At 70.3% G+C, this 13,299-nt stretch carries 12 protein-coding genes; 9 read left to right on the top strand and 3 right to left on the bottom strand.

Translation table 11 applies throughout. The annotated features are described in order from the left end of the window. The first annotated feature begins 35 nt into the window (after positions 1 to 35). Complete coding sequence (locus tag IEX69_RS02520) at positions 36 to 2,285, top strand: RelA/SpoT family protein (RefSeq protein ID WP_085019563.1); 2,250 nt, start codon at positions 36 to 38, stop codon at positions 2,283 to 2,285. Here the strand turns inward: IEX69_RS02520 and IEX69_RS02515 are convergent. The 3 genes from IEX69_RS02515 to IEX69_RS02505 form a co-directional block, all read right to left on the bottom strand. Next, the gene (locus tag IEX69_RS02515; RefSeq protein WP_085019562.1) at positions 2,264 to 2,833 is read right to left on the bottom strand and encodes a hypothetical protein; all 570 of its coding nucleotides are present in this window, start codon (positions 2,831 to 2,833) and stop codon (positions 2,264 to 2,266) included. The genes IEX69_RS02520 and IEX69_RS02515 overlap by 22 nt on opposite strands. A gap of 87 nt (positions 2,834 to 2,920) precedes the next feature. Then, the gene (locus IEX69_RS02510; RefSeq protein ID WP_085019561.1) at positions 2,921 to 4,150 is read right to left on the bottom strand and encodes a DUF349 domain-containing protein; all 1,230 of its coding nucleotides are present in this window, start codon (positions 4,148 to 4,150) and stop codon (positions 2,921 to 2,923) included. 61 nt (positions 4,151 to 4,211) lie between these two features. Next, a complete protein-coding gene (locus IEX69_RS02505; protein ID WP_085019560.1) occupies positions 4,212 to 4,982 on the bottom strand; it encodes a peptidylprolyl isomerase in 771 nt (256 codons plus the stop codon). An 84-nt stretch (positions 4,983 to 5,066) separates the two neighbouring features. Between IEX69_RS02505 and IEX69_RS02500 the strand changes: the two genes are divergently transcribed. The 8 genes from IEX69_RS02500 (at position 5,067) to IEX69_RS02465 (ending at position 13,292) form a co-directional block, all read left to right on the top strand. Further along, positions 5,067 to 6,479 (top strand): replication-associated recombination protein A, encoded by a 1,413-nt coding sequence (locus tag IEX69_RS02500; RefSeq protein ID WP_085019559.1) that lies wholly within the window; start codon positions 5,067 to 5,069, stop codon positions 6,477 to 6,479. Positions 6,480 to 6,704: 225 nt separating this feature from the next. Beyond that, positions 6,705 to 7,334: a 30S ribosomal protein S4 gene (gene rpsD, locus IEX69_RS02495; RefSeq protein ID WP_085019558.1), complete on the top strand. Its 630-nt coding sequence runs from the start codon at positions 6,705 to 6,707 to the stop codon at positions 7,332 to 7,334. Between the two features lie 80 nt (positions 7,335 to 7,414). Further along, complete coding sequence (locus IEX69_RS02490) at positions 7,415 to 7,807, top strand: DUF948 domain-containing protein (RefSeq protein ID WP_085019557.1); 393 nt, start codon at positions 7,415 to 7,417, stop codon at positions 7,805 to 7,807. A gap of 56 nt (positions 7,808 to 7,863) precedes the next feature. Further along, complete coding sequence (locus IEX69_RS02485; protein WP_085019556.1) at positions 7,864 to 8,058, top strand: hypothetical protein; 195 nt, start codon at positions 7,864 to 7,866, stop codon at positions 8,056 to 8,058. Between the two features lie 50 nt (positions 8,059 to 8,108). Further along, positions 8,109 to 10,766, top strand: a complete 2,658-nt coding sequence (gene alaS, locus IEX69_RS02480; protein ID WP_085019555.1) for an alanine--tRNA ligase — start codon at positions 8,109 to 8,111, stop codon at positions 10,764 to 10,766. A gap of 2 nt (positions 10,767 to 10,768) precedes the next feature. Continuing rightward, positions 10,769 to 11,266 (top strand): Holliday junction resolvase RuvX, encoded by a 498-nt coding sequence (gene ruvX, locus IEX69_RS02475; protein ID WP_085019554.1) that lies wholly within the window; start codon positions 10,769 to 10,771, stop codon positions 11,264 to 11,266. A gap of 83 nt (positions 11,267 to 11,349) precedes the next feature. After that, on the top strand, positions 11,350 to 12,447 hold the full coding sequence (gene mltG, locus IEX69_RS02470) for an endolytic transglycosylase MltG (RefSeq protein WP_229756210.1): 1,098 nt from the start codon (positions 11,350 to 11,352) through the stop codon (positions 12,445 to 12,447). After that, a complete protein-coding gene (locus IEX69_RS02465) occupies positions 12,444 to 13,292 on the top strand; it encodes a shikimate dehydrogenase family protein (protein ID WP_085019552.1) in 849 nt (282 codons plus the stop codon). The genes mltG and IEX69_RS02465 overlap by 4 nt, the downstream gene beginning before the upstream one ends. The last annotated feature ends 7 nt before the right edge of the window (positions 13,293 to 13,299 follow it).

Here is a 13,299-nt window from a genome sequence, read left to right as displayed (position 1 = left end):
TCGCACCGGAGGATAATCGGAGCAGGAGGCCACGCATGACCGAGACGACCGCGACGTCCACAGCGACACTGCGCCGTCTCGTGCCGCGCCTGTTCTCGCGCGCCCAGCCCGCGGGGGCGCTGGATGCGGTGCTCCGCACCGTCCGAAGCAACCACCCCCGCACCGACCTGTCGATCCTCGAGCGGGCGTACGCCGTCGCCGACAAGGCGCACGACGGGCAGAAGCGGAAGAGCGGCGAGCCCTACATCACGCATCCGCTCGCCGTCGCCCAGATCATCGCCGACCTTGGGCTGGGCTCGAAGGCCATCGCCGCGGCGCTCCTCCACGACACCGTGGAGGACACCGACTACTCGCTCGACATGCTCCGCCACGACTTCGGCGACGAGGTCGCGATGCTCGTCGACGGCGTCACGAAGCTCGACAAGGTCAAGTACGGCGACAGCGCGCAGGCCGAGACCGTCCGCAAGATGATCGTCGCGATGTCGCGCGACATCCGCGTGCTGATCATCAAGCTCTGCGACCGCCTCCACAACGCCCGCACCTGGGGCTTCGTGCCGGCCGAGTCGGCCGCGCGGAAGGCGAAGGAGACCCTCGAGATCTACGCGCCCCTCGCGCACCGGCTGGGCATCCAGTCGATCAAGTGGGAGCTCGAGGACCTCTCCTTCGCCGTGCTGTATCCGAAGCTCTACGTCGAGATCGAGAACCTCGTGCGCCAGCGCACTCCGCAGCGCGAGGAGTACGTGCAGCAGGTCATCGACGCCGTCACCGACGACCTCAAGTCGGCGCGCATCCGCGGCAAGGTCGTGGGCCGGCCGAAGCAGTACTACTCGATCTACCAGAAGATGATCGTGCGCGGTCGCGAGTTCGACGAGATCTACGACCTCGTGGGCATTCGCGTTCTCGTCAACACGGTGCGCGACTGCTACGCCGTGCTCGGCTCGATCCACGCCCGGTGGAACCCGATCCCGGGGCGCTTCAAGGACTACATCGCCACGCCGAAGTTCAACCTCTACCAGTCGTTGCACACCACGGTGATCGGACCGGGTGGCCGCCCGGTCGAGATCCAGATCCGCACCAACGAGATGCACCAGCGCGCCGAGTACGGTGTCGCCGCGCACTGGAAGTACAAGGAGCGGGTCAACGGCGGCAAGTCGTCGCAGACCGACTCTCCCGATACCGACATGGCCTGGCTCGCCCGCATCTCCGATTGGCAGGCCGAGACGGTCGACCCGGGCGAGTTCCTCGACTCGCTGCGCTTCGAGATCGGCGCCAAGGAGGTCTACGTCTTCACCCCGAAGGGGAAGGTCATCGGTCTCCCCGCGGGCGCGACGCCGGTCGACTTCGCCTATGCCGTGCACACCGAGGTCGGGCACCGCACGATGGGCGCGAAGGTCAACGGGCGCCTCGTCCCGCTCGACTCGACGCTCTCCTCGGGCGACGTCGTCGAGGTGTTCACCTCGAAGAACCCCGACTCGGGGCCCAGCCAGGACTGGCTGAACTTCGTCCAGAGCCCGAGGGCGCGCAACAAGATCCGCCAGTGGTTCACGAAGGAACGGCGCGACGAGGCGATCGAGCACGGCCGCGACCTCATCGCGCGCGCGATGCGCAAGCAGAACCTGCCGCTCCAGAAGCTCATGAGCCAGGACTCGATCGCCGAGGTCGCGTCGCTCATGCACTACGACAACGTGTCGGGACTGTACGCGGCCATCGGTGAGGGGCACGTCTCGACCCAGTCGGTGATCGAGAAGGTCATCGCCTCGCTCCAGACCGAGGCCGAGAGCGACGACGTCGACCTCGACGTGTTCGTCGAGAACCGTCCTCGCGTGACGCACAGCGACTCGGGAGTCCTCGTCCGCGGCGCCCCCGACATCCTCGTGAAGCTCGCCAAGTGCTGCACGCCGGTCCCGGGGGACGAGATCGTCGGGTTCGTCACGCGCGGGGCGGGCGTCTCGGTGCACCAGTCGGATTGCCACAACATCAGCTCGCTCATGAACGAGCCGGAGCGGATGATCGAGGTCGAGTGGGCGCCGTCGTCCAAGAGCGTCTTCCTGGTGCACATCCAGGTGGAGGCGCTCGACCGGTCCGGGCTCCTCTCCGACGTCACCCGTGTGCTGTCGGAGCACCACGTGAACATCCTGTCCGCGTCGGTCAGCACGTCGAGCGAGCGTCTCGCGCTCAGCCGGTTCGTCTTCGAGATGGGCGACACCACCCACCTCGATCGGGTGCTCAACGCGGTGCGGCGCATCGACGCGGTCTACGACGTCTACCGCGTCACCGGCGGCTGACCGAGGTCTCGCGCGAGCCTCTCGACGGCGGTGAGCCGATCGAGGACGAGGAGGCGGTACGGCATCCCCGTCCGATCCGAGACGGCCGTGCGGGCCCGCGCGGGGTCGATCCCCGCTCGTGACAGGAGCGTGGCGACGGCGGTGGCGAGCCTCAGGTCGAAGGCGCTCTCCTGGCGCGCGAGATCGAGTGCCGTGCGGACTGCGGACGTCACCGCCGTCGTTCCGACGTGGGCGACGTCGTCGTCGGGGTAGGTCACCTGCCGGATGACGAGCGACGACGGTCCCCTCGTCGGCCGGATCGACACCGGCCGCCCGGCGACGATGCAGGAGGGCGCAGGGAGCACGCCGTGCACCCACGCCGCCGCACGCCCCTCGACCACGACGCCGCGGGGCACGATCAGCCCCAGGGACGCCGCGCGGAGCTCGGGCGTGCTGGGGACGTCGGTCGGCAGGTAGGACGACCCGATCGAGCGGACGTCGCCGTCGATCCGGGCCGCCATCAGCTCGGCCCTCGGCATCCGCGAGTCGAGGAGGAAGGAGGTCAGCACCCGACGATCATGCCGGTCGCCGCGACGAGATGCCTCCGCCCGGACGGGCCTGTGGAGAGATCGCGCCGAGGGGAGGGATGTGCAGGGTCAGCCCAGCGCGTCGAGCCAGATCTTGCGGGCGTCGAGCGACTCCTGCAGCTCCTTGACCTTCTTCGAGTCGCCGGCCGCCTGCGCCTCGTCGATCTCCTTCTGGAGCTTCTCGATGGCGCCGCTGAGCTGCGCGGCGAGCCCCTCGGAGCGGGCCTTCTTCTCGGGGTCGGACCGGTTCCAGTGCTCCTCGTCGAGCTTGCGCACGGCCGTCTCGACGCGACGGAGGCGCTCCTCGACCGACTTCACGTTCTCGCGCGGCACACGCCCGATGGCGTCCCAGCGGGTCTGGATGCTCGTGAGGGCCTCGCGGGCCTTGACCCGGTCGGTCTCCTTCAGCAGCGGCTCCGCCTCCTCGAGGAGGGCGAGCTTCGCGGCGAGGTTCTCGCCGTACTCCTGGTCGTCGCGGGCGATGATCTCGCTGCGGGCGCCGTACAGCACGTCGCCGGCGGCCTTGAACCTGTCCCAGAGCGCGTCGTCGTACTTGCGCCCGGCACGGCCGGTGCCCTTCCACTGCGCGAGCAGGTCGCGGTAGGCCGGGATGCCGTCGGCCCCCTTCGAGGCGAGCGCCTCCGCCTGTTCCACGAGCTGCTGCTTGCGGGTCCGGGCCTCCTTGTGCACCTGGTCGAGCTCGGCGAAGAAGGCCCGCCGCTGCGTCTCGAGCGAGGTGCGGGCGTCGCGGAAGCGCCGCCAGAGCTCGTTCGCCTCGGCGCGGGGGAGACGGGGACCATCGTGCTGGTGCGCCTGCCACCGGCCGAAGAGCTCGTCGATCGAGGCGGTCACCTGCTTCCACTGGGCCTTCGCCGGGTCCTGGGCCGCCAGCGCCTCGATCTGCTCGACGATGGCCGTGCGCTCGGCGACCGCGGCCTGGACCTCGGCCTGAGCCTCGGCGGACTGCTGCTCGCTGATCTCGCTCACCGTGGTGGTCAGCGCGCCCAGCCGCGTCTTCAGCGCCTCGAGGTCGCCCACGGCGTTCGCGCCGTCGACGGCGGCGCTCAGGCGCTCGACGGTCTTCGCCACGTCGGCGGCGGGCGCTCCGCGGCGCGCACGCTGCTCGAGCAGCGTCACCTGACCTGCGAGGTCGGTGTACTTGCGCTCGAAGTAGGCGAGCGCCTCCTCCTTGCTGCCGTCGGGGTACTGGCCGACCAGGCGCTCTCCGTCGGCCTCGCGGACGTAGACGTTGCCGTCGTCGTCCACTCGTCCCCACGGCTGCTGATCACTACTGGTCACGGAACCATCCTGTCGACGATGCTGGCGTACTCCGCCCAGCCTATTGCACGGGTCAAGCGCACTATTGGACGGTCACGCCCGTGATCTCGGCCGTGGTCGCGGGGCGGCCGTCGGTCGACCCGTCGGCGGTGCCGCCGTTGATGACGTCGGCCTGGAGCTGATCGAGGCCCGAGGTGATCTGACCGAGGACGGTGTAGCCGCCCGCGGCATCCGAAGGGATGGTCGAGTCCTGGTAGACGATGAAGAACTGGCTCCCCATGCTGTCGCCGTTGCCGCCCTGCCGGGCCATCGCGAGGGTGCCCGTGGGGTAGACGTCGTCGGTGGGCGCGTTCTCGACCGGGCCGTAGCTGTACCCGGGGCCGCCGCTGCCATCGCCGTTGGGGTCGCCGCACTGCAGCACGTAGATGCCGGACGTGGTGAGGCGGTGGCAGTCGGTGCCGTCGTAGAAGCCGGACTGGGCCAGGGAGACGAAGGACGAGACCGCCTGGGGGGCCGCCGCTCCGTCGAGCGTGATGCCCAGCGGGATGTCGTTGATGGTCAGCGTGCCCGTCCAGTCGCGGCCCTCGGCGAGGGTCGAGGGCGGGAGGGTGTGCGTGGGCGAGCCCGTCGCCGACGCAGAGGGCTCGGCCATCGGCGCGCCCGGTCCGCCGGAGAAGTAGAAGATCTGCGCGAACACGGCGCCCGTCACGACGACGAGCACGAGCACGACGGCGATGACGTTGTCGCGGGTGCGGCGCCGGACCTGCTCCGAGTGGGCCGTCTGGCGTGCCTGGTAGTCGCGGAGGCGCGTCCGCGCCTCTCGGGCCTGGCGCTCCTGATTGCTGGGGGCCACGCGTCCTCCGTAGCTAGGCGGTGTCTGATGCACGGCACCCCGGGCGCCGGAGGCCGTGTCGGCCCATCACAGTAGCCTAGAACCATGACCCTTCACCAAGCCGGATTGCACTCCGGCTCCGTCCCGCTCGCGGTGCGGATGAGGCCGCGCAGCCTCGACGAGGTCGCGGGTCAGAAGCACCTCCTCCGCCCCGGGTCGCCCCTCGTGACGCTCGCGTCCGACACCGGCAACGCGCAGGGATCGGTGTCCGTGATCCTCTGGGGCCCTCCCGGCACGGGGAAGACGACCCTGGCCCAGGCGATCGCGCACAGCTCGGGCCGCAAGTTCGTCGAGCTCTCGGCCGTGACCGCCGGTGTGAAGGACGTCCGTCAGGTGATGGACGACGCCTTCCGCAACCGCGACCTCTACGGCCTGTCGACGGTGCTCTTCCTCGACGAGATCCACCGCTTCACCAAGGCCCAGCAGGACGCTCTGCTGCCGGGCGTCGAGAACGGCTGGGTCATCCTCGTCGCGGCCACCACCGAGAACCCGTCGTTCTCCGTGATCTCGCCGCTGCTCTCCCGGTCGCTCCTGCTCACGCTCGAGCAGCTCACCGACGACGACCTCGCCATGCTGGTCGACCGGGCGGTGGCCGACGACCGGGGGCTCCGCGGCGCGGTCCGCCTCGACGACGGGGCGCGAGACGCGATCGTCCGCCTCGCCTCCGGCGACGCCCGCCGCGCGCTCACGGCGCTCGAGGCCTCCGCAACGAGCGTGCTCGCCACGAGCCGGAGCGGCGCCGAGGACGACGGCGAAGGAGACGGCGACGGCGAGGCAGACGACGAACCGCCTCTCATCACCGCGGAGGCGGTGGCGCAGTCGGTCGATCGGGCCCTTCTGCGCTACGACCGCAACGGCGACGAGCACTACGACGTCATCAGCGCGTTCATCAAGTCCGTCCGCGGGTCGGACGTCGACGCCGCCCTCCACTACCTCGCCCGCATGATCGAGGCGGGGGAGGACCCGCGCTTCATCGCCCGCCGCATCATCGTGCTCGCTGCGGAGGACATCGGGATCGCCGACCCGCAGGGACTCCAGATCGCCGTGGCCGCCGCCGACGCGGTGCAGTTCATCGGGATGCCGGAGGGGCGCATCCCCCTCGCCGAGGCCGTCGTCTACCTCGCCACCGCGCCGAAGTCGAACGCCGCCTACGTCGGGATCGACGCGGCGATCGCCGACGTGAAGGCAGGACGGTTCGGCCGTGTCCCGAAGCACCTGCGCGACGCCCACTACGCCGGCGCCAAGCGTCTCGGTCACGGGAAGGGCTACCGGTATCCGCACGACGACGACCTCGGCGTCGTCGCGCAGCAGTACCTCCCCGACGAGCTGGCCGATCGCGTCTACTACCGTCCGACCGACCACGGCAACGAACGCGACGTGGCCGCCAGGCTGGCGAAGCTCCGCGACATCACGAAGCCCGGCGGCGGTTCGGGCAGATCGGGTCGATCGGGCTCCTGACCCGGGCCCGCCGTTGTGCTAACCTGGTAGACGCCTACACAGGGCCATGTTCGTGCGGCTGCGAACGGGTCCTCGTGGATGGGATCGAGTTCTTTAGCCGAACCGCCCGGCGCACACCCTCTGCTCTCCACCTCGTCGTGGACCTCACCCCGGTGTGGGTGCGCACTGCTGTGCGCAGCGGCCGGAGTGGCAACACTCGTAGAGATTCCATTCGAAAGGACATCAGTGACTTCCACGTCGCGTACGCGCAGCAAGACCCGTCTCTCGCGCGCCCTGGGCATCCCGCTCACCCCGAAGGCCGCCCGCTACCTCGAGAAGCGCCCCTACGCCCCCGGCGAGCACGGCCGCTCGAAGCGCAAGGCCGACTCCGACTACGCCGTCCGTCTGCGCGAGAAGCAGCGTCTGCGCGCCCAGTACGGCATCCGCGAGAAGCAGCTCCGCATCGCGTTCAACGAGGCGCGCCGCACCCAGGGCCTGACCGGTGAGAACCTGGTCGAGCTCCTCGAGATGCGCCTCGACGCCCTCGTGCTGCGTGCCGGCTTCGCCCGCACCACCGCTCAGGCCCGCCAGATGGTCGTGCACCGCCACATCCTCGTCGACGGCAAGCTGGTCGACCGCCCGTCCTTCCGCGTGAAGCCGGGTCAGCTCATCCACGTGAAGCCCCGCTCCGAGGGCACCGAGCCCTTCCAGGTGGCGGCCGCCGGCGGTCACGCCGAGGTCCTGCCGAAGACCCCGGGCTACCTCGAGGTCGAGCTCGACAAGCTCCAGGCGCGCCTCGTGCGCCGCCCGAAGCGCGCCGAGGTCCCCGTGACCTGTGAGGTGCAGCTGGTCGTCGAGTACTACGCGGCGCGCTAGTACCGGCACTCAGACATACTGGAGAGAGCGGACGCCGAAAGGCTCCGCTCTCTTCGCTTTTCCACCCTGAGGGAGGGTCCATGTCCGGAGGCGACATCGCAGGTCTCATCGCGGCGGGGGTGTTCGCCGTGCTGGTCGGGCTGATCGCCGTGCCGCTCATCAAGCTCGGGGGAGTCTTCGACCAGACCCGCGACTCCATCAAGGACGTCTCCGACGGCATCACCCCGATCCTGTCCGAGAGCACCGTCACGATCCAGGAGGCGAACAAGCAGCTGGTCCGGGTCGACGCGATCACCAGGAACGTCGAGGAGGTCACCGGCAACGTCTCCTCGCTGGTCGCCCTGTTCGCCGCCTCGGTCGGCGGTCCGCTCATCAAGCTGGCCGGCTTCTCCGCCGCCGTCCGTGCCGCGCTGATCGGGGGCAAGGATCCTGACGGCTCCAGGAAGGCTGGCAAGAAGCGCTCCCGCGCGTGAGCCCCGTGCTCGCGCACTAGGATCTTCGGTGACGTTCGACGGATGAGGAGAACAGCATGAACAGGCTCCTGTGGCTCGTCGCGGGCATCGCGGTCGGGTTCCTGGCCGCCCGTCAGCTCGGCATGACCGCCCGAGGCAAGGCCTTCTTCGACGACCTCGATCGCAGGGCCAAGGAGTTCAGCGACTCGCTCGTCGAGGGCTACCGTGAGCGCGAGGCCGAGCTGAAGTCCGCCATCGCCGACGAGTCCTGAGCGTCTCCCCACCGTCCCGACCCCTCTCCCGACTGGATCAGAACCACTCCATGCAGACCGCTGACATCCGCTCCCGCTGGCTCGACTTCTTCGGGAGCAGGGGTCACACCGTCGTGCCCTCGGCGTCGCTCGTCAGCGACGACCCGTCGCTGCTGTTCACCGTGGCCGGAATGGTCCCCTTCATCCCGTATCTCTCGGGTCTCGTGCCCGCGCCGTACCCGCGCGCGACGAGCGTGCAGAAGTGCATCCGCACCCTCGACATCGAGGAGGTCGGGAAGACCACGCGGCACGGCACGTTCTTCCAGATGAACGGCAACTTCTCCTTCGGCGACTACTTCAAGGAGGGGGCGATCGGGTACGCCTGGGAGCTCCTGACGTCGTCGGAGGCCGACGGCGGTCTGGGCTTCGACGAGAAGGACCTCTGGGTCACCGTCTACCAGGACGACGACGAGGCCATCGATCTGTGGAAGCGCGTCGCCGGGCTGCCCGACGAGCGGATCCAGCGCTTCGGCAAGGAGGACAACTACTGGTCGACCGGCCAGCCCGGCCCCGCCGGCCCCTGCTCCGAGATCTACTTCGACCGCGGTCCCCGTTACGGCGCCGAGGGCGGCCCCGCCGCCGACGAGAACCGGTACATCGAGATCTGGAACCTCGTCTTCATGCAGTACCTGCGCGGCGAGGGGACGTCGAAGACCGAGTTCGAGATCCTCGGCGAGCTGCCTCGGAAGAACATCGACACCGGCATGGGGCTCGAGCGCGTCGCGTTCCTCAAGCAGGGCGTCGAGAACGTCTACGAGATCGACCAGATCCGCCCGGTCCTCGATCGCGCCGCCGAGCTCTCGGGGAAGCGCTACGGCGCCGACCACGACGACGACGTGCGGATGCGTGTGGTCGCCGACCACGTGCGCTCCTCTCTGATGCTGATGTCCGACGGAGTGACCCCGTCGAACGAGGGACGCGGATACATCCTGCGACGGCTCCTGCGTCGCACCGTCCGGTCCATGCGGCTCCTGGGGGTCGACACCGCGACCATGCCCGAGCTGCTCACCGCGTCGCGCGACGCGATGAAGGCGGCGTACCCCGAGGTCGAGACCGAGTACGCTCGCATCTCCCGCAGCGCCTACGCCGAGGAGGAGTCCTTCCTCCGCACGCTCACCGGCGGCACGACGATCCTCGACACGGCCGTCAGCTCCACGAAGTCCCGGGGCGACGACGTGCTGGCCGGCGACACCGCCTTCCTCCTCCACGACACCTACGGCTTCCCGATCGACCTCACGCTCGAGATCGCCGAGGAGTCGGGTCTCGCCGTCGACCGGGTGGCGTTCGAGTCGCTCATGGCCGAGCAGAAGCAGCGGGCCAAGGCCGACGCCAAGGCGAAGAAGCTCGGCATCACCGATCTGTCCGTCTACAGCGAGTTCCGTGCGCTCGGCGAGACCGTTTTCCGCGGCTACGACTCCCTCGAGACCGAGAGCCGCATCCTCGGCCTCATCGTCGACGGGCGGTCGGTCTCCTCCGCCGTGGCGGGGGAGCAGGTCGAGGTCATCCTCGCCGAGACCAGTCTCTGGGCCGAGTCGGGTGGCCAGGAGGCGGATGCGGGCGCCATCGTGGGCGACGGGTTCGAGCTGACCGTCCTCGACGTCCAGAAGCCGGTCAAGGGCCTCGTCTCGCACCGCACCGAGGTGGCCAGCGGCCAGGTCGCGGTCGGCGACCTCGCCCGCTCGGTCGTCGACCCCCAGTGGCGACGCGGGGCCACGCAGGCGCACTCCGCGACCCACATCATCCACGCGGCTCTGCGTCAGGTCCTCGGCGAGGAGGCGCACCAGGCGGGCTCGTACAACAAGGCGGGCTACATGCGGCTCGACTTCGGCTGGTCGCAGCCGCTGTCGGCCGAGACCCGGACCGAGATCGAGGAGATCGCGAACCTCGCCATCCGCGACGACCTCGAGGTCGTGACCCGCGAGCTCCCGATCGACGAGGCTCGCTCGATGGGGGCGATGGCCCTGTTCGGCGAGAAGTACGGCGACGTCGTGCGCATGGTCGACATCGGCGGCCCCTGGTCGCGCGAGCTCTGCGCCGGGACGCACGTGTCGTCCAGCTCCGAGATCGCGATGATCAACCTCCAGTCCGAGTCGAGCGTCGGCTCGGCCAACCGCCGCATCGAGGCCCTCGTCGGCATCGACGCGTTCCGCGAGTTCGCCGCCGAGCGTGCCCTCGTCTCGCAGCTGACGTCGACCCTGAAGGCCCCGCGCGACGAGATCACCACGCGCATCACCGACCTCATGGCGAGCCTCAAGGCGGCCGAGAAGCGCATCGCCGCCTACGAGTCCGCCGCTCTCGCGGGTCGCGTTCCGGCACTCGCCGCGACCGCGCGACGAGTCGGCGACGTGCTGCTCGTCACCGAGGACGTCGGCGAGCTGAACTCCGCCGACGACCTGCGCTCGCTGGTCACCTCGGTCCGGACCGAGCTCGCTGCGCAGCCGGCGGTGATCGCCCTGGCCGCGACCGTGGGCCCGAAGCCCGCGGTGATCGTCGCCACGACCGAGTCCGCCCGCAGTGCCGGCGCGAAGGCCGGGGCTCTGGCGAAGACGGCGGCAGGCGTGCTGGGCGGCGGTGGCGGCGGCAAGGACGACCTGGCACAGGGCGGCGGCAGCGATCCCGCTCAGATCCCGGCGGCGCTGTCGGCCATCGAGCGACAGGTCGCGGGCTGATCGTGCGGACGGGCGTCCGTCTCGGCGTCGATGTGGGCAGAGCCCGCATCGGGCTGGCGCGGACCGACCCGCACGCCATGCTGGCCACGCCTGTCGAGACGGTCCGGCGCGCCGACGACGGTTCCGATCTGGCCCGCATCGCCGCCGTCATCGCCGAGCTCGAGCCGATCGAGATCGTGGTGGGCCTGCCGCTGTCGATGAGCGGCGCCGAGACCGCCTCCACCACCGACTCCCGCGAGTTCGCGGCCAGGCTGGCCGCCCTCGGCGACGTGCCCGTGCGGCTGGTCGACGAGCGTCTGACCACGGTCTCCGCCCAGTCGGCGCTGCACCGGAGCGGACGCACCACCCGGTCGTCGCGTCAGGTGATCGATCAAGTGGCCGCGGTTATACTCGTGCAGCACGCCATCGACGCCGAGCGGTCGACCGGGAGCCCTCCGGGTTCCCTCGTCCCGGCGAGTCCCCAGACCCCGTCCCCCACCCCCGAGGACCGAACTCCGTGACAGATCGCCGGCCACCGGAAGACCATCCCTTCGCTGAGTTCTTCAGCGAACCGGAGCAGCCCGCCACGCGACGTGAGGCACGGGTGCAGACGCCCACGCGCCGCAGTCGCAGCCACCGCTCGGGCAAGGGGCCACGCCGGTGGGTGGTGCCGCTCATCGTCACCGTCGTCATCGTCGGCCTCCTCGGCGGCGCCGGCGTCTTCCTGTACAACACCTTCGGCGCGCAGGTGCAGTCGATGCTCGCGGGCAAGGAGTCCGACGACTACACCGGCTCCGGCACCGGCGAGGTGATGTTCGTCATCAACTCCGGCGACGACGGCTCGGTCATCGCCGAGAACCTGCAGGCCGCCGACGTGGTGAAGTCGTCGGGCACGTTCTACGACCTGCTCCTCCAGTCGGACCCCGTGTTCCAGCCCGGCACCTACAAGCTCGCGAGCCAGATGAGCTCGAGGGCGGCGCTCGATGCGCTGCAGGACCCGGCGAACAAGGTCGACTACACCGCGACGATCCCCGAGGGCACCACGGCCGCCGGGGTGCTCCAGATCCTCGCCGACGCCACCGGCATGCCCCTGGCCGACTTCCAGGCCGCGGCCGCGAACTACACCGCACTGGGCGTTCCCGCCGAGGCGCCGAGCATCGAGGGGTTCCTCTTCCCGGCGACCTACACGTTCGAGCCGGGACAGACGCCCACCGACATGCTCCAGGCGATGGTGAACCGGACCTTCCAGTCGCTCGACACGGCGGGCGTCGCCCCGGCCGACCGCTTCCGGGTCCTCACTCTCGCGGCGCTCATCCAGAAGGAGGCGGGGAGCGACGAGGACATGTACAAGGTCTCCCGCGTCTTCCTCAACCGGATCGACCAGGGGATGAACCTCCAGTCGGATGCGACGGTGGCCTACGGCGCCGGCCACACGAACGTCGAGACCACGCAGGCGGAACGCGACGACGCCTCCAACCCGTACAACACCTACGCCAACCCGGGGCTCCCGGTCGGTCCGATCTCGAACCCGGGCGACGTGGCCATCGACGCGGCGCTCCACCCGGCCGACGGCCCGTGGCTCTACTTCGTGACGGTCAACCTCGACACCGGTGAGACGGTGTTCTCGACCACGGAGGCGGAGCACGACGCCGCCGTCCAGCAGCTGCAGGAGTGGTGGGCAGAGCACCCGGAGTACCGGTGACGCTCCGCTTCGCGGTGCTCGGCTCGCCGATCGCGCACTCTCGGTCGCCCCTGCTGCACCGGGCCGCGTTCGACGTGCTCTCCGTGGAGGCGGAGTACGGGCGGAGCGAGCTCGGCGAGGGCCGGCTGGCCACGTTCGTCGAGGGCCTCGACGGCGACTGGCGCGGGCTGTCGCTGACGATGCCGCTCAAGGAGGACGCCCTGAGGCTGGCCGACGAGGTCGACGAGGTGGCGCGCCTCTCCGGTGCGGCCAACACACTGCTCCTCGCGGAGCGGGACGGCCGCCGTCGAGTGTCGGCGTTCAACACCGACGTCTACGGGATCGTCGAGGCCCTCGCCGCCGCGGGCGTCACGCGTGCCCGTCAGGTGCTGGTCCTCGGCGGTGGCGCCACCGCGCGCTCGGCCGCGGTGGCGGCCGCGCAGCTGGGCGCCGAGCACGTCGACGTCGTGGTCCGCGATCCCGGCCGTGCGAGCAGCGTGGTCGAGGTGGCGCACCGGTCGGGACTGAGCGTCGACGTGCATCCGCTGGCGACGGCCGGCGACGATCTCCGGCCGGACCTCACCCTTTCGACCCTCCCGGGCGGCACGGGCGCCGAGCACCGGCTCGCCGGCTGGGCCGCACCGTCGTCGGGCCCGCTCCTCGACGTGGCGTACGACCCGTGGCCGAGCCCGCTCGCAGAGCTCTGGGCGCGCGCCGGCTCCGTCGCGGTGTCGGGTCTCGACATGCTGATGCACCAGGCCGTGGCCCAGGAGCGGATCTGGTGGAACGGCGATCCGCTGACCCCGCTCCCGCGGGAGGACGCGGTGATCGCCGCGATGCGGGAGGCCGTCACCGCCGCTGCGTGAGGGCCGT

Origin of the sequence: Cnuibacter physcomitrellae, from assembly GCF_014640535.1 — a bacterium.
GTDB classification, from domain to species: Bacteria; Actinomycetota; Actinomycetes; order Actinomycetales; family Microbacteriaceae; genus Cnuibacter; species Cnuibacter physcomitrellae.
Note: the sequence above shows the minus strand (reverse complement) of the source record. Positions and strands in the feature narration are given on the sequence as shown.

Bases quoted from the DNA above. Each gene is read 5' to 3' on its own strand.
- IEX69_RS02490 (WP_085019557.1), top strand. From the start codon at position 7,415: ATGTCCGGAGGCGACATCGCAGGTCTCATCGCGGCGGGGGTGTTCGCC.
- alaS (WP_085019555.1), top strand. From the start codon at position 8,109: ATGCAGACCGCTGACATCCGCTCCCGCTGGCTCGACTTCTTCGGGAGC.
- IEX69_RS02485 (WP_085019556.1), top strand. From the start codon at position 7,864: ATGAACAGGCTCCTGTGGCTCGTCGCGGGCATCGCGGTCGGGTTCCTG.
- IEX69_RS02520 (WP_085019563.1), top strand. From the start codon at position 36: ATGACCGAGACGACCGCGACGTCCACAGCGACACTGCGCCGTCTCGTG.
- IEX69_RS02500 (WP_085019559.1), top strand. From the start codon at position 5,067: ATGACCCTTCACCAAGCCGGATTGCACTCCGGCTCCGTCCCGCTCGCG.